Annotated in this window: 16 protein-coding genes; 3 read left to right on the top strand and 13 right to left on the bottom strand. The window is 66.9% G+C overall.

Going from position 1 to position 17900, the window contains the following annotated elements:
* Positions 1-50 precede the first annotated feature (50 nt).
* On the bottom strand, positions 51-1451 hold the full coding sequence (gltX, locus tag ABCN56_RS17470) for a glutamate--tRNA ligase (RefSeq protein ID WP_343082115.1): 1401 nt from the start codon (positions 1449-1451) through the stop codon (positions 51-53).
* Positions 1452-1530: 79 nt separating this feature from the next.
* Between gltX and ABCN56_RS17465 the strand changes: the two genes are divergently transcribed.
* Positions 1531-3633 carry a ComEC/Rec2 family competence protein gene (locus ABCN56_RS17465; protein ID WP_343082114.1) on the top strand — a complete coding sequence of 701 codons (2103 nt, stop codon included), beginning with the start codon at positions 1531-1533 and terminating at the stop codon, positions 3631-3633.
* Positions 3634-3699: 66 nt separating this feature from the next.
* Here ABCN56_RS17465 and lexA read toward each other — a convergent pair whose 3' ends face one another.
* The 6 genes from lexA to ABCN56_RS17435 form a co-directional block, all read right to left on the bottom strand.
* Positions 3700-4386 carry a transcriptional repressor LexA gene (lexA, locus tag ABCN56_RS17460; protein ID WP_343082113.1) on the bottom strand — a complete coding sequence of 229 codons (687 nt, stop codon included), beginning with the start codon at positions 4384-4386 and terminating at the stop codon, positions 3700-3702.
* A gap of 96 nt (positions 4387-4482) precedes the next feature.
* The gene (locus tag ABCN56_RS17455; protein WP_343082112.1) at positions 4483-5667 is read right to left on the bottom strand and encodes a molybdopterin molybdotransferase MoeA; all 1185 of its coding nucleotides are present in this window, start codon (positions 5665-5667) and stop codon (positions 4483-4485) included.
* A 10-nt stretch (positions 5668-5677) separates the two neighbouring features.
* A complete protein-coding gene (gene moaC / locus ABCN56_RS17450) occupies positions 5678-6151 on the bottom strand; it encodes a cyclic pyranopterin monophosphate synthase MoaC (RefSeq protein WP_343082111.1) in 474 nt (157 codons plus the stop codon).
* A complete protein-coding gene (gene trpC / locus ABCN56_RS17445) occupies positions 6151-6957 on the bottom strand; it encodes an indole-3-glycerol phosphate synthase TrpC (RefSeq protein WP_343082110.1) in 807 nt (268 codons plus the stop codon). Before trpC ends, moaC begins: the two co-directional genes overlap by 1 nt.
* A gap of 115 nt (positions 6958-7072) precedes the next feature.
* Positions 7073-8089 carry an anthranilate phosphoribosyltransferase gene (gene trpD / locus ABCN56_RS17440; RefSeq protein ID WP_343082109.1) on the bottom strand — a complete coding sequence of 339 codons (1017 nt, stop codon included), beginning with the start codon at positions 8087-8089 and terminating at the stop codon, positions 7073-7075.
* Positions 8086-8679 carry an aminodeoxychorismate/anthranilate synthase component II gene (locus ABCN56_RS17435; protein WP_343082108.1) on the bottom strand — a complete coding sequence of 198 codons (594 nt, stop codon included), beginning with the start codon at positions 8677-8679 and terminating at the stop codon, positions 8086-8088. The genes trpD and ABCN56_RS17435 overlap by 4 nt, the downstream gene beginning before the upstream one ends.
* A 156-nt stretch (positions 8680-8835) precedes the next feature.
* Between ABCN56_RS17435 and ABCN56_RS17430 the strand changes: the two genes are divergently transcribed.
* A complete protein-coding gene (locus tag ABCN56_RS17430; protein ID WP_343082107.1) occupies positions 8836-10530 on the top strand; it encodes a divergent polysaccharide deacetylase family protein in 1695 nt (564 codons plus the stop codon).
* Positions 10531-10615: 85 nt separating this feature from the next.
* Here the strand turns inward: ABCN56_RS17430 and trpE are convergent, their stop codons facing one another.
* From trpE to fabI, 6 genes are all read right to left on the bottom strand, one after another.
* Positions 10616-12127, bottom strand: coding sequence for an anthranilate synthase component I (gene trpE, locus ABCN56_RS17425; protein ID WP_343082106.1), 1512 nt, complete (start codon positions 12125-12127; stop codon positions 10616-10618).
* Positions 12128-12135: 8 nt separating this feature from the next.
* Positions 12136-13977 (bottom strand): peptidylprolyl isomerase, encoded by a 1842-nt coding sequence (locus ABCN56_RS17420; protein WP_343082105.1) that lies wholly within the window; start codon positions 13975-13977, stop codon positions 12136-12138.
* Positions 13978-14040: 63 nt separating this feature from the next.
* Positions 14041-15219, bottom strand: a complete 1179-nt coding sequence (locus ABCN56_RS17415) for an aminotransferase (protein ID WP_343082104.1) — start codon at positions 15217-15219, stop codon at positions 14041-14043.
* Between the two features lie 62 nt (positions 15220-15281).
* A complete protein-coding gene (locus ABCN56_RS17410; protein WP_343082103.1) occupies positions 15282-15821 on the bottom strand; it encodes a DUF2127 domain-containing protein in 540 nt (179 codons plus the stop codon).
* The gene (gpt, locus tag ABCN56_RS17405) at positions 15793-16296 is read right to left on the bottom strand and encodes a xanthine phosphoribosyltransferase (protein ID WP_343082102.1); all 504 of its coding nucleotides are present in this window, start codon (positions 16294-16296) and stop codon (positions 15793-15795) included. Before gpt ends, ABCN56_RS17410 begins: the two co-directional genes overlap by 29 nt.
* Positions 16293-17132 (bottom strand): enoyl-ACP reductase FabI, encoded by an 840-nt coding sequence (gene fabI, locus ABCN56_RS17400; protein WP_343082101.1) that lies wholly within the window; start codon positions 17130-17132, stop codon positions 16293-16295. The genes gpt and fabI overlap by 4 nt, the downstream gene beginning before the upstream one ends.
* A 136-nt stretch (positions 17133-17268) precedes the next feature.
* Between fabI and pdxH the strand changes: the two genes are divergently transcribed.
* Positions 17269-17874 (top strand): pyridoxamine 5'-phosphate oxidase, encoded by a 606-nt coding sequence (pdxH, locus tag ABCN56_RS17395; RefSeq protein WP_343082100.1) that lies wholly within the window; start codon positions 17269-17271, stop codon positions 17872-17874.
* Positions 17875-17900: the final 26 nt, after the last annotated feature.

The following is a 17900-nucleotide window of genomic DNA, read 5'->3' as shown; positions in this document are numbered from 1 at the left end:
GCGGACAGGGCCGCGCCGCGCGTTGCACACATCGGCCGGGCCGCCGGGCCTCAGGCCGCCGCATCCGTCAATCGGGCGATGGTTTCCTCCCGCCCGATGACAAGCATCATGTCGAAGACGCTGGGCGTCACGGTCCGGCCCGCGATCGCTGCGCGCAGGGGTGCCGCGATCTTGCCAAGGCCCATCCCGTGAGCCTCCGCGACCCTGGCCACCGCCTGTTCGATCTCTTCTCGTTGCCAGCTAGCATTTTGCAGCTGCGGCGTCAATTCTCTCAGTATACCACGGGATACCGGAGTAAGTGCCTCGCCCGCCTTTTCGTCTGGGACGATCGGGCGCGCCGCCAGTACGAAGTGCGCTTTTTCAATGAGTTCCGGGAATGTCTTGGAGCGTTCCTTCAAGTGCGGCATGGCGCGCAGGAGCCCGTCTTTCTGCGACTGCGAAAGGGCGGGGCGTTCGGCGGCCTCAAGGTAGGCCGCGATTTCCTCGACGAGGTCCGCGTCGGCCATCGCCGCGATGTGCTGGCCGCAGATGTTTTCGAGCTTCTTGAAGTCAAGCCGCGCCGGCGCGCGCCCGATTCCCTTCAGGTCGAACCATTCCCTTGCCTGTTCGTCGGTGAAGAACTCGGCATCGCCATGCGCCCAGCCGAGTCGCGTCAGGTAGTTCCGCATCCCTGCGGCCGGGTATCCCAGCGCCTGGTAGGCTTCGAGCCCAACCGCCCCGTGCCGTTTCGACAGCTTCTTGCCGTCGGGCCCGTGGATCAGCGGGATATGCGCCCAGACGGGTTCTTCCCAGCCCATCGCGCGATAGACCTGCGCCTGGCGGGCTGCGTTGTTCAGGTGGTCGTCTCCCCGGATCACATGGGTCACGCCCATGTCGTGGTCATCGACGACGACGGCAAGCATGTAGGTTGGGGTACCATCGGAACGTAAACAGACCATGTCATCGAGTTGGTCGTTACGGAAACGCACCGTTCCCTGCACGGCGTCCTCGATCACTGTCTCGCCCTCGCGCGGGGCCTTCAGGCGGATCACGAACGGCGCGTCGGGATGACTCGCGGGATCGGCGTCCCGCCAAGGGCTCTGGAACAGGGTCGAACGCCCCTCGGCCCGCGCCGCCTCGCGCGCCGCCTCGATCTCGGCGGGCGTACAGAAGCACTTGTAGGCCCCGCCCCTCGCCAGCATCTCGCGCGCCACTTCGGCGTGGCGGTCGCGCCGTTCGAACTGGCTGACCCAGTCGCCATCCCAGTCGATCCCGAGCCACTTCAGGCCCTTCAGGATGGCCTCTGTCGCCTCGGGGGTGGATCGCTCTCGGTCGGTATCTTCGATCCGCAGCAGGAACTTGCCCCCCCGCCCTCGGGCGTAGAGCCAGTTGAAGAGTGCCGTGCGCGCACCTCCGATGTGGAGATAGCCCGTGGGCGAGGGCGCAAAACGGGTGACGATTTCAGCCGGCATGGGCACGTTAACCTTTCGGAAACCACGATTAGCAAGGATTACCTCAGGGTCTTAGGGAAAGGGAGGCGACGAGACAAGGGTGCGGCGGTTCCTGGGACCTCTGGCCGACCCGTTCGGGGCGCTCGCGGCGGAGCGGGGGCAGCTTTTCCCGTGGGTGCCGGTTTTCCTGTCGCTCGGCATCGGCCCCTGGTTCGCGCTTCGTGTCGAACCCGGCCCTGTCGCCTACCTGAGCGCGGGTGCGCTGGCGCTCGCCGGGCTCATGCTCTGGCGGCGCGGGGCGGAACGCTGGCAAATCCCCGGCGCCGCGTTGATGCTCGTCGCGGCGGGCTTCCTGTTGGCCGGCCACCGGGCCAATTCCGTCGCCGCGCCGGTGCTCGACTTTCGTTACTACGGCTCGATCGAGGGACGGATCGTCGCCATCGATCGCTCCTTCTCTGACGAGACGCGACTGACGCTCGACGATGTCGTGCTGGAGCGCGTGGCCCCGGATCGCACGCCGGCCCTCGTCCGCGTGGCGCTGCACGGCAAACAGGGCTTCGTGGCACCCGAACCCGGACTGCGCGTGATCCTTTCCGGCCATCTCTCGCCTCCCGAAGGGCCGGTGGAGCCTGGCGGGTTCGATTTCCAGCGTCTTGCCTGGTTCGCCCGGCTTGGGGCCGTGGGATACACGCGGTCCCCCGTGCTCGCTCTGAAACCTGCCGGGGAGGGTGCCGGGGGGCTGGGCATTCACCGTCTTCGGATGCGCCTGTCAGCGTCCATCCGGGAGCGTATCGAGGGGCAGTCGGGCGCGCTCGCCGCCGCGCTGATGACGGGCGACCGCTCGGGGATCGCGGCCGCGACCAACGACGCGATGCGGGGGTCGAACCTCTCGCACCTGATCTCGATCTCGGGCCTGCACATGGGGCTTCTGACCGGCTTCGTCTTCATGGCGCTGCGCCACGGGCTGTCGCTTGTGCCGCCAGTCGCACTTCGGATGAACGTCAAGAAGATCTCGGCCGCCGTCGCGCTTCTCGCCGCAGCCTTTTACCTCGCGCTTTCCGGCATGAACGTCGCGACGATCCGCGCCTTCCTCATGGTTGCGGTGATGCTGTTCGCGGTCTTGCTTGACCGCCGCGCGATGACGCTGCGCTCTGTTGCCATCGCCGCGGTGCTGATCCTGGCGGCGGAGCCCGAAAGCCTTATAGAGCCCGGCTTCCAGATGTCTTTCGGAGCGACCACCGCGCTGGTTGCAGTCTTCGGTCTCGCGGGCCGATGGCAGGCCCGCGTGCCGAAAGCCTTGGTGCCGGTCGCGACGCTCCTTCTGTCTTCCTTCGTCGCCGGATTGGCTACGGCGCCAATCGCCGCCGCCCATTTCAACCGGGTCGCCGAATACGGCCTCCTCGCCAACCTCGTAGCCGTCCCTCTCACCGGGTTTGTCGTCATGCCGGCGGGCGTCGTCGCGGCGCTTCTCGCCCCGCTGGGGCTGGAGGCGCCGGCACTCTGGGCGCTTGACCTGGGATGCCGTGGCATCCTTGCGACCGCCCACTGGGTCGCGGGACTGGAGGGAGCCGTCTTCGCCGTCCCTGCGCCGCCGCCCGAGGCGCTGCCGTTGATGGGGCTAGGTGCCCTCGCGGCGCTTCTCGCGCGTCGGGCTGTTCGGACGGGCGGTGCGGTAGCGGTTCTGGCGGCTCTCGCCACGTGGAGCGTTGAGGATCGCCCGGCGCTATTGGTTTCCGCCGACGGAGAGCTGATCGGGCTCATGACGGAGGAGGGCAGGGCACTGTCCAAACCGAAGGGTGCGGGCTTCGTTGCGAAAAGCTGGCTTGAGGATGATGGTGATCTCTCCCCGCAGGAGTCGGCCTATGTCCGTTCTGGCCTCTTCGGCACGAAGGGCGCCTTGACCGCGACCATCGGCGCAACGCCAGTTTTCCACTTCACGGGCAAGGCCGCGCCTGAAGCTGCCCAGGCTGCATGTGTGAAGGGGACGGTCGTGATCCTTGCCGGGATCTGGTCCGGCGGAACGGTGACATGTGACCTCTACGATGCGGCCCGCCTCGGCGAAACCGGCGCGCTCGCGGTTCGGGAGGGGCCACAGGGAATTGCCGTCGAGACGGCGCGGGAAGTGGCGGGGGAGAGGCTGTGGAATCAGCGTCCCGAGCGGGGCGCCGGGAAAAGGCTGGCACTGTCGCGGCCAGCCGAGTGAAGGCTGAAACGGCGATCCCTTTGGCGGCGCGCGGGGTGTCCGCCCGTGCCCCGGCCCCGCGGGCGCTCAGTAGCTCCGGATCAGGCCGACGAGACGGCCCTGCACCTTCACCTGATCCTCACGAAGAAGCCGCGTTTCGTAGGCCGGGTTCGCGGCTTCGAGCGCGATCATTCCGTTTGCGCGGCGGAACTTCTTCAGCGTCGCCTCCTGCCCCTCGACGAGCGCGACGACGATATCCCCGTTGTCGGCTGTCGTCTGTTCACGGATCACGACGATATCGCCGTCGTTGATCCCGGCATCGATCATCGAATCGCCCTTCACCTCAAGCGCATAGTGCTGACCGCGGCCCGACAGCATCGTGCCGGGAACCGCCACATGGTGCGAAACCTCGGAAATGGCTTCGATCGGTACGCCCGCCGCGATCCGCCCCATCACCGGGAGTTCCATGGCGCCGACGGATTCGACCGTCATGGCGCCTTTCGGCGTTGCGGGCCGGTCGCCCTCGATCACGCGGGGCCGGAAGGAGGGCTTCTCCATCGCTTCGGGAAGCTTCACGATTTCGATCGCGCGCGCCCTGTGCGCGAGCCGCCTGATGAAGCCGCGTTCCTCCAGCGCCGTGATCAGCCGGTGGATGCCCGACTTCGACCGCAGGTCGAGAGCGTCCTTCATCTCGTCGAATGACGGCGGCACGCCATCACGCGCCATTCGTTTCTGGATGAAATCAAGAAGTTCCAACTGTTTGCGGGTCAGCATGCTCACATCCCTCGATTGGGGCCTCGTCTGGCGAGCCTCGTCCGTGTTCAATGGATGTTCTAGACCCGTTCCCGTTTTGTGTCAACGATCTCAGGCTCAGAGTGCGATGTAGTCTACCTCTTCCCCTTCCTGTCTCGGCCCTTCCGCCGCAGCGCGAACAAGAAGCGCGTCGGCCTGCGAGAGGACCCCGAGCAGCGAGGAATCCTGGTTCGCAAAGGTCCGGATCAGGGGAAGCCCCCCGGCGGGTTCCAGCCTTGCACGCATGTAGTGCTCACGCGGTCCGTTCGCCGGCAGATCGGCGGCGAGGCGGGCGCGCAGGCGCGGTGCATGCACTTCGGGAAGGCCCAGCATCGCCCTCAGCATCGGCAACATGAAGAGATGCCCGCAAACAATTGACGAAACAGGGTTTCCGGGAAGTCCGAGAAGCGCGGCGTCACCCAGCCGGCCGGCCATCAGCGGTTTCCCGGGCCGCATGGCGATCTTGTAGAAGGACCTCTCCAGTCCCATCATCCCGGCGACCGCGCCGACGAGGTCATGATCCCCTACCGAGGCGCCGCCCATCGTCACGACGAGGTCCGCGCCCTCGGCCAGCGCAAGCGTGAATCGGAGGCTTTCCTCGGTGTCGCGGGCGATCGGCAACATGCGGACCTCGGCGCCTTCCGCTTCCGCCATCGCGGCGAGCGCGAAGGAGTTCGAGGCGATGATCTGGTCGGGCCCCGGTTCCTCCCCCGGCATCACGAGTTCATCCCCGGTCGCGATCATCGCCACCACCGGGCGGCGCGCGACCGTCACTTCCGGTACGTTCATCGCAGCGAGAAGGGCAAGGTCGACGGCCCTGAGGCGGCGTGGCGCGGACATGCCATCTCCGGCCCGGAAATCCTGGCCCAGCGGACGGATATGCGTTTCCTTCTCAAGGGCTTCGCCAAGGAGGATGACATCCCCTTCGCGTGGCGCGTCCTCCTGGAGGACGACCCGTTCCGCCCCGTCCGGAATCGGCGCGCCGGTGGAAATCCGCACCGCCTCGCCCTGGCCGACCTGGCCAGGGAACCCGTGCCCCGCCGCCGCCTCGCCGATCACCCGGAGCTTCGCGCCCGCGACATGGTCCGTCTCGCGGATCGCATAACCATCCATCGCAGAGGCCGAGAAGGGCGGCTGGTCCCTGCGAGCCGTCGCGTTCGCCCGCAGGACCCGGCCGGCGGCCTTCCTCAACGGCACGGTTTCCGCCGGGACAGGCGCCGCAAGCGCCAGAACCCTCGCCAGAGCCTCTTCGACGGAGATCATGCGATCACCTTCATTCCGCCTCGTAACGACCGGATTTTCCGCCATCTTTCAGGATCACGCGGACGCCCTCGATGCGCATGGACTTCTCCACGGCCTTGAGCATGTCGTAGACCGTCAGCGCGGCGACGGAGACGGCGGTCAGTGCCTCCATCTCGACCCCGGTCTGGCCGGAGGTCTTCACCGTGGCCTCTATCCGCACGCCCGGCAGGTCGGGATCGGGAATTAGCTCCATCGCCACTTTCGTGATCGGCAGGGGATGGCAGAGCGGAATCAGGTCAGATGTTCGCTTCGCCGCCATGATCCCGGCGATCCGCGCGACGCCCAGGACGTCACCCTTCTTCGCCGTGCCTTCCAGCACGTGCGCGAGCGTCTCGGGCAACATGACGACGCGCCCCTCGGCCACGGCGACGCGGTCGGTCACGGCCTTGTCGCCGACATCGACCATGTGGGCCCGCCCCTTGTCGTCGAAATGCGTCAGCGACATCACACTCCTCCCATCCGGGGCGGCGAGGCGAGGAGCGCCCGCGTCGCGGCTTCCACGTCGTCCTGACGCATCAGGCTTTCCCCGATGAGGAAGGCCCGAGCCCCGTACCGCGCTAGGTCCGCGAGGTCGTCCGGCGTGAATATCCCGCTCTCTGCGACGATCATGCGCCCCTCGGGCACCAGCTTCGCCAGCCGTTTCGTCGTCTCAAGAGTGACCTCGAAGGTCTTGAGATTACGGTTGTTTATTCCGACCATCGGGCTCTTCAGCAGCGTCGCGCGCTCAAGCTCCGCCTCGTCGTGGACCTCGAGAAGCGCGTCCATTCCCCAGGCTTCCGCCGCCGCCTCGAGCTCCGCCGCCTGCGCGTCGGATACGCTTGCCATGATGATCAGGATGCAATCCGCACCCCAAGCCCGCGCTTCGGCGACCTGGTAGGTGTCGTAAAGGAAATCCTTCCGCAGGCAGGGCAGCGACACGGCCGCCCGCGCCGCGGTGAGGTATTCCGGCGCGCCCTGGAAAGACGGCCCGTCTGTCAGCACCGAAAGGCAGGCCGCGCCGCCGGCTTCGTAGGCCTTCGCAAGCGCGACCGGGTCGAAATCCGCCCGGATCAGGCCCTTCGACGGGCTCGCCTTCTTTATTTCCGCGATCAGGCCGTAGCCGGTCCGCGCCGCGTCGGAGAGTGCCTGGTAGAAACCGCGAGGCGCGTCCGTTTCGCGGGCCGCCGCCTCTACCTCCGCCAGAGGCCGCGCCGCCTTGGCTGCCGCGATCTCCTCCAGCTTGTAAGCCTTGATCTTGTCGAGAATATCCATGGCCTCTCTTACCTGTCCCCCGGACCCGGGAAAAGCGCCCGCGAGCGGTTCGCAACGACTCTTGCGTCAATCCTGGCACGACTATTGTGGTCGGCACGTTGCGCGCTGCCGCACCTCAGCCCGCCGAGGTGATCCGAGCAAGCGCCTCCACTTTCTCCCGCGCCGCGCCGGAGTCGATGCTTTCCGCGGCCAGCTGCGCTCCATCCTTCAGAGTCCCGGCCTTCCCCGCGACAACGAATGCCGCCGCCGCATTGAAAAGAACGGCATCGCGATAGGCGCCCTTCTCTCCGGCCAGAAGTGCCCTGAAGGCCGCTGCGTTCTCTTCGGGTTCGCCGCCGAGGATCGCCTCGAACGGATGGACGGGCAGCCCCGCCTCCTCAGGATGCACCTCGAATTCGCGCACCTTCCCGGCTTCCAGGGCCGCCACCCAGCTTACGCCGGCGATCGACAGCTCGTCCGTTCCGTCGCCCCCGTGGACGAGCCAGGCCGCCTCGGAGCCGAGCGCGCCCAGAACTTCCGCCATCGGCCGGATCCACGCGCGGGAAAATGCCCCGGTCAGCTGCCGCTTCACTCCCGCTGGGTTCGTCAGTGGGCCGAGCAGGTTGAACACCGTCCGCGTCCCAAGTTCGGCCCGTGTCGGCATCACGTGCCGGATCGCGGGGTGGTGCATTGGCGCCATCATGAAGGCGATCCCCACCTCGGAGAGCGCGCGTTCCACGACGTCCGCGCCGACCATCACGTTGACGCCCATCTGCGTCAGCGCGTCGGCCGCGCCGGATTTCGACGAGAGATTCCGGTTGCCGTGCTTGGCCACGGGCACGCCTGCTCCCGCTACGACGAAGGCCGTCGCGGTAGAGATATTGAGCGTTCCCCGCCCGTCGCCGCCCGTGCCCACGATGTCCATCGCACCCGAGGGGGCCCGCACCTTGTTGCACTTGGCTCGCATCACCGACGCGGCAGCCGCGATTTCCTCGACCGTCTCCCCGCGCGTCCGCAGCGCCATCAGGAACCCGCCCATCTGCGAGGGCGTCGCGGCGCCCTCGAAGAGAGCCTCGAAGGCGACTTCGGCTTCTTCCCGCGTCAGCGGCCGGTCGGCGGCCAGCCCGATCAGCGGCCGGATCTCGGCGCTCATGCCGCCTGCCTCAGGCTCACGCCGGAGCTTTCAAGGAAATTCAGCAACATCTGGTGCCCATGTTCGGAGGCGATCGATTCGGGGTGGAACTGCACCCCCTCGATCGGCAACTCGCGGTGCCGCAGGCCCATGATGGTCCCGTCCTCGAGCCATGCGGTGACTTCCAGGCAGTCGGGCAGGGTGGCGCGCTCGACGACCAGTGAATGGTACCGCGTCGCGAGGAAGGGCGAGGGCAGGCCCTTGAAGACGCCCTGAGCGAAATGGTGTATCGCGCCCATCTTGCCGTGCACGATCTCGTGGCAGCGCACGACATGCCCACCGAAGGCCTGGCCGATGGTCTGGTGCCCGAGGCAGACACCAAGGAGCGGTGTCCTTGTTTCGGCGGCCGCCTCTGTGAGCGCGAGGCAGATGCCCGCCTGGTCCGGATCGCAGGGGCCCGGCGACAGCACGATTGCCTCCGGCCGCATGGCCATGGCCGCCTGAACGTCCAGTGCGTCATTGCGGCGAACGACCACGTCAGCGCCCAGCTCGCCCAGGTAGTGCACGAGGTTGTAGGTGAAACTGTCGTAGTTATCGATGAGCAGCAGCATGGTAGCCTTGCGTCTTTTAGGGTGAACCCCTTTTCAAGTCGGGTTATACATGGTCAGAGCCGCGCGCCGGGGTCAAGGGTGACAAGCGGACAAAGGGCAGAAGCAGCACCGATATAGCAGGGTATCGGCGCGGGCGCAGGACAGGCGGAGGTCACTGTGGGCAGGGGCATCTTCTTCGGAGTTCTATGGGGCGTCATCTTTTCGACGCTCTTCCTGGCGGGCATGTCGCTCATGATCCCGCCCCCGGGCGCGCCGTTCTCGGGACCGCCGCCCAAGGCGAGACCCTTGCCGGCGGAAAGCGTCGAGCCCAAGGCCGAAGCGCCGGTGGAAGAGAAAACCGTGGCCGAGCCTCAACCTGAGGCAGCACCGGAAGTGGCGCCCGAGGCCGCGGTCCAGACCGAGACTGCGACGGGGGTAGCCCCGGACGCCGCGGCTCAGCCTGAACCCGAATCCGCCGCCGCGCCCGCGCCCGAAACGGCCTCCGAACCCGCGCCGGAAACGGCCGCGGGGGCTGCGGCCGAGGTGGCCGGCGCCGCCGAGCCGGAAGCAGCGGCTGAAGCGGAAGACGCGGCCGAGGTCGCGTCGCAGACGGCTCCCGCTGCCGCGCCGACGCCCGACACGCTGAAGGCGACTCAGCCGGAATCGGCGCCAGCCGCCGTGGCCGACTCTGAAGCCAAGAAGCCCGCGGCTTCGGATGCCGACCGCGTCGCTTCCGCCGCAGGGGACGTCACCCAGCCTGTCGGGGCCGAATCCTCCGTGAAGCCCGCCGAAGCTCCCTCCGTCGGAGAGGTCGCCGACGCGCCGACCGCGGCCGCCACCGGGCAGCCCGAGTCTGCCGGAACGGTCGAGGCGGCCCCCGCAAAGGCGGCTTCCGCCGAAGCGGCGGAGCAGCCCGCGCCGGACGCCGCCGACAGTGCGCCCCCCACGGGCGAGGTGAACGAAGATGCGATAAAGACCGCGCAGCCGCCCCAACCCGGCTTCGGTGACATAGCCGGTGTTCGCGTCAACCAGTTGCCAACGATCGACGACGGGGCGGAGGTGCCGGCAGCGGAAGCCGCCGACGGCGGACGGGCGCTGCCCGGCGTTCGCGTGAACCGTCTGCCGAGCATCGGCGTCGAGGAGTCCGCGGCGGAGGCCGCGGCGACAGAGGACGCGCCGGAAGGCACTGCCTTCGAGCGCAATGCCGCTGCATTCGAGAATCCCGAAAGCAAGCCGCTTCTCGGCATCGTTCTGATTGATTCCGGCTCGGAGGCGGGTGGCCTCGATGCCGCCGCTCTCGCCGAACTTCCGTTCACTGTCACCGTCGCAATCGACCCGCTTCGCCCCGATGCAACCGAGGCGGCGGAGACATACCGCGCCGCGGGCTTCGAAGTCGCGATGCTGGCCACGGGAATTCCGGCAGGCGCCGCGCCCAAGGATGTAGAGGTCACGTTCCAGAACAACCTCGCGGTTCTGCCGCAGGCGATGGCGGTCATCGACCTGCCGGAAGCCGTGTTCCAGAACGATCGCCGTTTGTCGCAGCAGGTGGTCGCGATCCTCCAGGCGGCGGGCCTCGGCCTCATCACCTACGACAAGGGCCTCAACGCGGCTGATCAGCTTGCAGCGGCGGCAGCCCTTCCGCATGCGGAGGTCGTCCGTGTTCTGGACGAGGCGGGCGAGGACGACATCACGATTCGCCGGTCTCTCGACCGCGCAGCCTTCGACGCCGCGGTGTCTGGAAGCGCCGTACTCGTAGCGCACAGCTATCCCACGACCGTCGCGTCGATCACGGCCTGGGCACTCGGCTCCGGCGGGTCGGTGGCGTTGGCGCCGGTCTCGGCGGTCGTGAGGTCGGCGCAGCCGGAAGGCTGACCGGGCTTCCTTACCGACTCCAAAGCAATGCGCCCGCGGGCCGGATTCGACCGCGGGCGCTTTTTCCGACTTCGTCTCTGGATGGTCAGCCGTTTCCGCTGCCGTGGAAGAGCCCTGCGTCACGAGCAGCCGCGACCAGCGCGCGCGACTTGTTGACGGTTTCCTGCCACTCGGCCTCGGGATCGCTGTCATAGACGACGCCGCCGCCGGCCTGGACGTAGAGCTTGCCGCCTTTCACGACGGCCGTCCTCAGCGCGATGCACATGTCCATCTCGCCGTTCGCCGCGAAGTAGCCGACGCCGCCGCCATAGATCCCGCGCTTCTCGGGCTCGAGTTCGTCGATGATCTCCATCGCGCGGACTTTCGGCGCGCCGGACACCGTCCCGGCAGGCAGGCCGGCGAGAAGCGCCGAAAGCGCGTCCTCGCCCTCCTCGATCTCGCCCACCACGTTGGAGACGATGTGCATCACGTGGCTGTAGCGTTCGATGATGAACTTCTCCGTCGGCCGCACGGTTCCGACCTTCGCCACGCGCCCGACGTCGTTCCGCCCGAGGTCGAGCAGCATCAGGTGCTCCGCGCGCTCCTTCTCGTCAGCGAGAAGATCCACCTCGTTCTCGCGATCCTCCTCCGGCGTCCGTCCACGGGGGCGCGTCCCGGCGATCGGCCGGATCGTGACCTCGCCGCCCCTCAGGCGCACAAGGATCTCGGGCGAGGCGCCCACGATCTGGAACTCGCCGAAATTGTAGAAGGTCATGAAGGGCGAGGGGTTGGTCCGCCGGAGCGACCGGTAAAGCGCGAAGGGCGGCAGCGGGAAGTCCGCCGTCCAGCGTTGCGACGGAACCACCTGGAAGATGTCGCCCGCGCGGATGTATTCCTTGGCCTTCTCGACGGCGGCCTTGTAGCCGTCCTTGGTGAAGTTCGAGACGGGTTCGCCCATCTCCGCCGCTTCGCCCAACGACCGGGCCGCGCCCGTCACCTGGCGGTCGAGGTCGCGCACCGCGTCCATCACACGCTCGGCCGCCTGGGCGTAGGCCGCGCGGGCCGTCAGGCCAGAGGTGACCCAAGCGGGCGACACCACGGTCACCTCGCCCTTGACCCCGTCAAGAACTGCCACCACCGAAGGCCGCATCAGCACCGCGTCCGGGACGCCGATCGGGTCGGGGTTCACGTCCGGCAGACGTTCCACGAGGCGGATCATGTCATAGCCGAGATAACCGAACAGCCCGGCCGAAATTGCCGGCAGCCCCTCGGGCATCTCGATCCTGCTCTCCGCGATCAGCGCGCGAAGCGTCTCCAGCGGATGGCCGGGCAGGGGTTCGAAAGCCGCGTCGTCGAACCGGGCCTGCCGGTTGATCCGGCTCTGGGTGCCGTGGCAGTCCCATATCAGGTCGGGTTTCATGCCGACGACCGAATAGCGCCCGCGGACTTCGCCGCCCGTGACGCTTTCCAGCATGAAGGTGTTCTTCGACGCCTCGCCCAGCTTCAGCATCAGCGACACGGGCGTATCGAGGTCCGCCGCAAGCCGTGTGTAGACCAACTGGTTGCGCCCGGCTTCCCAGCCGGCCTCGAAGTCCTCGAAACTCGGGATCAGCGCCATTTCGTGCCTCAGCGCATCTGCGCATGGACGGCTTCGACAGCCGTGGGATTGAGCGATATGCCCGCTTCCGCCTGAAGCGCCATCACATATCCGGCGTAGATGTCGTTGGCGATCGACTGACGGACCTGCTGGTCGATAGAGGCGCGGAGCGCCGCCACGTCCGCGTCGGCCGCGTCGGATTGCCTGACCGCGTCGACGCGGATCAGGTGGACTCCGTTCGCGTCGACCACTGCATGCGCGCCTTCTTCGGTTTCGAAAACCCTCGAGATGAACTGGGGCGTCAGACCGGCGATGAACGTATCGCGCCCGGCGTCCGTGTGCTGCGACACGACAAGGCCCAGGCCTTCGAGAGTCGCGCCGTTCTGCAACTGGGCAAGGTAGTCCTCGGCCAGCGCCACGAGCCGCTTCTGTGTCTCGACCGCCTTCCACGATGCCACGACGTCGTCGCGGATCTTGTCCAGCGGGATCGGGGCAGGGGCGCGGATCTCGTCAAGCCGCAGCGAGAAGACGCCGCCATCCTCGAGTTCTGCCAGATCGGGGTAATCGCCGACCTCCGCCGCCAGCGCCGCCTCGCGGAATGCCTTGTAGCCGGCGATCCCGTCTTCGACCGTGGCGTCGAACTCGACGGTCCCGAACTCCATGCCGGGTTCCTTCGCGATCTCCTCAAGTGTGGCGCCGCCCGCCAGTTCGTCCTCGATCGGGGCCGAACGTTCGAGAACGAGCCTGCGCGCCCGGTCGAGCGCGAGTTCCGCCTCGAGGTCCTCGCGAGCCTCCTCGTAGGTCGTTTCCTGCGCGGAGAGGATCGCGTTCATCGAGAACAGGGCCGGTCCGAGGTCGGTCCCGACAGGCCCTACGAGGCCCGGCTCCGTCAGGGCGAAGACAGCCGCGCCCGCAGCGCCAAGTTCCGCTTCGCTCACCTCGCCCATGTCGATGTCCGCGAGCGTGAGCCCGCGTTCGGTCACGACGTCCGTGAAGGTCGCTTCCCCGGCGTCGATCCGCGTCTTTGCGGCCTCCGCCTCTTCCTGCGAGGGGAACACCAGCCGCTCGACCAGCCGCCGCTCTGGCGTCGAGAACTCGGCCTTGCGTGCCTCGTAGGCGGCCTTGATCGCGTCTTCCTCGACCGTGACCTCGTCCAGAAGCGCTTCGGGTTTCAGCCAGACATAGGTGATGGCGCGCGTCTCGAGGCTCGTGAAGGCGTCGATGTTGGCTTCGTAATGCGCCTGAAGTTCCTCGTCGGTCGGTTCGGGCAGGGGCTCGGGCAGATCGGCCGCGGTCAGTTCGGCCTCCGTGAAGTCGCGCGTTTCCGTGGCCCAGGCGGTGAGCGTCGCGCCATATGCCTCCGGCGCGGCAACGCCGCCGACGACGGCTCCCTGCAGGATCATCCGCGAGGCTTCGCCACGGAGCTTCTGTTCGAATTCCCTCTCGCTCAGCCCCTCTTGCCGCAGCGCGAAGGCATAGGCATCGCGGTCGAATTCGCCGGTCAGGCCTTGGAACTCACGCGCCGTCACGATCTGCTGCCGCACGGCCTCGTCACCGACGGAAATGCCGATCCGGGTCGCCTCGTTGTCCATCGCGGCGGCTGCGATCAGCGACCCGCGCACGGCGGCGTCGCGGCCCATCGCCTGAAGCACGGCCATGTTCGCCGGCTGACCGATCTGCTGCGATAGCGCCTGCATCTCGCGGTTCAGGGCGCGGGCATAATCGTTGACCGTGATCTCCTGGTCGCCCACGCTCGCGATCGAGCGGATGCTGCCGCCGAAATTCTGGACGCCGAAGCCGCCGAGGCCGAGGATCAAAAGCGCAAGAAGCGCATAGACTACCGTGTTCGCGCCCTTTTTCGACTTCGCCATGCGGACCTCCCCGGCCTTTCTATCGGATCGCTGTTTATGCGCTCAGCTTTGGAGGGGCAAGGCTCAGAAGCGGACGGCCCGAAGCCGGTCCATGAGAGTGCCGATTTCCTCGACGCCGATATTGGCGAAAGCGATGCGAAGCTCGCGTCCGCCGGCGGGGTCATCGGGCGGGTTGAACATCGTTCCGGGCAGCATCAGGACCCCCGCTTCCGCCACGAGACGCCGCGCCAACTGGTCGGACGGCATTTCGAAAGGATGCTCCACATAGGCGAAATACGCGCCGCAACCCAGAAGGCGCCAACCTTCGAGCTTCTTAAGCCCGGCCTCGATTGCCGCGCGGCGCCGCAGGATCTCCTCCCGTTCGCCCTTGAGCCATTCGCCGAGGTTGCGCATCCCCCAGAGTGCGGCGTGCTGCCCCAGCTGGCTCGGGCAGATCGCCACGGTGTCCTGGAACTTCTCGACCTCGGCCAGGCGGGCGCGGTCGGCGATCATCGCGCCGACCCTGTGCCCGGTCAGCCTGTAGGCTTTGGAAAAGGAATAAAGCTGGATCAGCGTCCCGCGCCAGTCCGGGTCCGCAAAGAGGTCGTGCGGCGCCTCGCTGCGCCCGTCGAAGTCGCGGTAGGTCTCGTCGACGATCAGCGCGATGCCCCGCTGGATGGCAAGGTCGAAGAAGGCCTGCACGACTTCGGCCGGATACTCCACACCGCCGGGGTTGTTCGGTGTGACCAGAACGATGGCCTTCGTCCGCGCATTGATCAGCGGCATCGCCGCCTCGGGATCGGGGATCAGGCCGGCGCCGCTCGCCAGCGGGACAGTCTTGATGCCCTGCATGTCCAGCCACATTTTATGGTTGAAATACCAAGGCGTTGGCAGGATGACCTCATCTCCCGGTCCGGCGATCGTGGCCATCGTCGCGCAGAATGCCTGGTTGCAGCCCTGGGTGATCGCGACCTCTGCCGCGGCGATCCTCCCGCCGTAGGCTTCGGTCCATTCCCGCGCGATCTGTTCCCTCAGTTCCGGCATCCCGAGCACCGGCCCGTAGAGGTGAGCGGTGGGATCGTTCAGAGACGCCTCTGCAATCGCCTGCCGCAGCGCCTCGGGCGGCGGGTCGACCGGCGCGGCTTGGCTCACGTTGATGAGGGGGCGCCCCGGCGGGAAGGTGACGCCCTCGAGCCAGCGGCGCGCTTCCGGCACCGGCGGCGGATCGGTCGCCGCCATCGCGGGGTTCAGGGGCAGGGTCATCGCTCGGCTCTCCTCACGCGGCCGGTGCTTCGGGCCAAGACGCGGCCCCGCAAGGAAGGGTGTCACGTCTCTGGACCGGCCTTCGCCTTCATTTCCCTGTATTCGTGCCAGATCAGCCAGATCACGACCAGATCGAAAATCGACAGGAGGATCATCGTGACGGACTGGTCCTGAAACCATCGATCGGCCTGACAGACGATGAAGCCGACAAGGACCCAGATCGAGGCCGGGTAGGCCCAGCGGATCCTGAGCAGCAGCCCCGCCACGACGGCAAGTTTCACCGCCGCGTGCCCGACGAGGTAGGCCGCCCAGAAGTCCTGCGTGGCGATCGAGAAGTGCTGTGCCAGCCCCAGAAGCCACTGGGCCAGCCGGTCGGTCGGATCCTCGATCAGTTCCTTGGCGGTCAGCCACCGCGCAGCCGACAGAACCCAGCCGGACGGAATCAGGTATATCCCGATCCCGGAAATCAGTTCGGACGCGGCGAAAAGCGCCTTCAGGCCGATGCTTAGTTCGAAAACTTCATGCAGGACACGGTTCCGCCGCTTGCGCGGCGGCTCGGGTTCTTCCCGTTCTTCAGTCCTTGCCGCGGTATGGTTCGACATACTGCAGCGCCATGTCCCACGGGAAGAAGATCCAGGTGTCCTGGCTCACCTCGGTGACGTAGGTGTTCACCATCGGCTTGCCCTTGGGCTTGGCGTAAACCGTCGCGAAATGCGCCTTGGGATAGAGCTTGCGCACGAGTTCCAGCGTCTTGCCCGTGTCAACGAGGTCATCGACGACCAGGACCCCGGTCCCGTCGCCCATAATATCGGGTTGCGGTGCCTTGATGACCCGCGCCTCGGTCTGCATCTGGTGATTGTAGCTTTTCACGCTGATCGTATCGACGACCCGGATATCGAGTTCTCGGCTTACGATCATGGCCGGCGCCATGCCGCCGCGCGTGATCGCCACGACCGCCCGCCAGGCTCCGTCGTCAGGGCCCTGTCCGTCCAGCCGCCACGCAAGCGCCCGCGCATCTCGGTGAAGCTGGTCCCAGGATACGTGAAAGCCTTTCTCGTGCGGCAGCCGATCCGTCACTGGGCGTCCTCGCGGTTGTTGTTCCGTCCGGTGGTCACGTCGATGTCCGGCGCATCCACGGCCTTCATGCCGACGATATGATAGCCCGAGTCGACGTGATGCGTCTCGCCCGTCACGCCGGAGCCGAGGTCGGACAGGAGGTAAAGCGCGGATTTGCCGACCTCGTCCTGGCTCACGTTGCGGCGCAGGGGAGAGTTCAGTTCGTTCCATTTCAGGATGTAGCGGAAATCCCCGATGCCCGAGGCCGCCAGCGTCTTGATCGGCCCGGCCGAGATCGCGTTGCAGCGAATCCCGACCTTGCCGAGGTCCTCCGCGATGTAGCGCACGCTCGCCTCAAGCGCGGCCTTGGCCACGCCCATGACGTTGTAATGCGGCATCACGCGTTCTGCGCCGTAGTAGGTCAGCGTCAGAAGCGAGCCGCCGTCCGGCATCATGTCCGCCGCGCGGCGGCATACGGCCGTGAACGAATAGACCGAGATGTCCATCGTCATGCGGAAGTTCTCGGGGCTCGTGTCGACGTAGCGGCCGCGAAGCTCGTTCTTGTCCGAGAAGCCGATCGCGTGGACCACGAAGTCGAGTTTGCCCCAGACCTTTTGCAGATGCGCGAAGAGCGCGTCGAGGCTGCCCTCGTTCGCCACGTCGCATTCCACGAGTTCGGTGACGCCGATCGAGGCCGCCAGCGGCTCGACCCGTTTCTTCAGCGCTTCGCCCTGGTAGGAGAAGGCAAGTTCCGCCCCGGCGTCCGCGCAGGCTTTCGCGATCCCCCAGGCGATGGACTTGTCATTCGCCAGGCCCATGATGAGGCCGCGCTTGCCTGCCATCAGTTGCGTTGGCATCCCTTCCCCCCGCCCTATACGTTCCTCGAAGGCGACCATTAGGCGAAGTTCCCACCTGCATCAAGGGCAGGACAGCGCTAGGTTGGAGTTCGGGCACCCGAAAGGTGCGTGTGAGGACAGTGCGCAGGAGGATGCAATGGCGGACCGGAGCGGAATTTTCGCGGGTGATGACCCTTTCCAGATCGCGAGGGATTGGCTCGCCGAAGCGGAGAAGACCGAGCCGAACGATCCGAACGCGATCGCGCTTGCCACGGTGGATGCCGACGGCCTGCCGAATGCCCGGATGGTGCTCCTGAAGGAGATCGAGGCGGACGCCTTCGTCTTCTTCACGAATTACGGGTCGGCCAAGGGGCGCGAGATCGAAGGTTCGGGCAAGGCCGCCTTCGTCATGCACTGGAAAAGCCTGCGCCGCCAGATCCGGGTGCGCGGGATCACGACCCGGGAGGAGGGTGCGCAGGCAGACGAGTATTTCTCCTCCCGCAGCCTCAAGAGCCGCCTCGGTGCCTGGGCTTCGCGCCAGTCGGAGCCTTTGGCCTCGCGCACCGCTCTGATGGCCGAGGTTGCGAAGATCACGGCGACTCACGGCACCGCGCCGAAGCGCCCGCCTTTCTGGGGCGGGATCAGGATTCACCCGGTCGAGATAGAGTTCTGGGCGGATGGCGCCTTCCGGCTGCACGACCGATTCCGGTGGAAGAGGGATACGCCCGGCGCATCGTGGAATATTGATCGGCTCAATCCGTGAATTTCACGCATCGTGAAAGACACAAT

This window comes from Ostreiculturibacter nitratireducens (assembly GCF_032670585.1).
In the GTDB taxonomy this organism is placed as follows: Bacteria; Pseudomonadota; Alphaproteobacteria; order Rhodobacterales; family Rhodobacteraceae; genus Ostreiculturibacter; species Ostreiculturibacter nitratireducens.
Note: the sequence above shows the minus strand (reverse complement) of the source record. Positions and strands in the feature narration are given on the sequence as shown.

Coding starts and splice junctions, on each gene's coding strand:
- gltX (WP_343082115.1), bottom strand. CDS start 1,451: ATGCCGGCTGAAATCGTCACCCGTTTTGCGCCCTCGCCCACGGGCTAT.
- lexA (WP_343082113.1), bottom strand. CDS start 4,386: ATGCTGACCCGCAAACAGTTGGAACTTCTTGATTTCATCCAGAAACGA.
- ABCN56_RS17455 (WP_343082112.1), bottom strand. CDS start 5,667: ATGATCTCCGTCGAAGAGGCTCTGGCGAGGGTTCTGGCGCTTGCGGCG.
- moaC (WP_343082111.1), bottom strand. CDS start 6,151: ATGTCGCTGACGCATTTCGACGACAAGGGGCGGGCCCACATGGTCGAT.
- trpC (WP_343082110.1), bottom strand. CDS start 6,957: ATGGATATTCTCGACAAGATCAAGGCTTACAAGCTGGAGGAGATCGCG.
- trpD (WP_343082109.1), bottom strand. CDS start 8,089: ATGAGCGCCGAGATCCGGCCGCTGATCGGGCTGGCCGCCGACCGGCCG.
- ABCN56_RS17435 (WP_343082108.1), bottom strand. CDS start 8,679: ATGCTGCTGCTCATCGATAACTACGACAGTTTCACCTACAACCTCGTG.
- trpE (WP_343082106.1), bottom strand. CDS start 12,127: ATGGCGCTGATCCCGAGTTTCGAGGACTTCGAGGCCGGCTGGGAAGCC.
- ABCN56_RS17420 (WP_343082105.1), bottom strand. CDS start 13,977: ATGGCGAAGTCGAAAAAGGGCGCGAACACGGTAGTCTATGCGCTTCTT.
- ABCN56_RS17415 (WP_343082104.1), bottom strand. CDS start 15,219: ATGACCCTGCCCCTGAACCCCGCGATGGCGGCGACCGATCCGCCGCCG.
- ABCN56_RS17410 (WP_343082103.1), bottom strand. CDS start 15,821: ATGTCGAACCATACCGCGGCAAGGACTGAAGAACGGGAAGAACCCGAG.
- fabI (WP_343082101.1), bottom strand. CDS start 17,132: ATGCCAACGCAACTGATGGCAGGCAAGCGCGGCCTCATCATGGGCCTG.
- pdxH (WP_343082100.1), top strand. CDS start 17,269: ATGGCGGACCGGAGCGGAATTTTCGCGGGTGATGACCCTTTCCAGATC.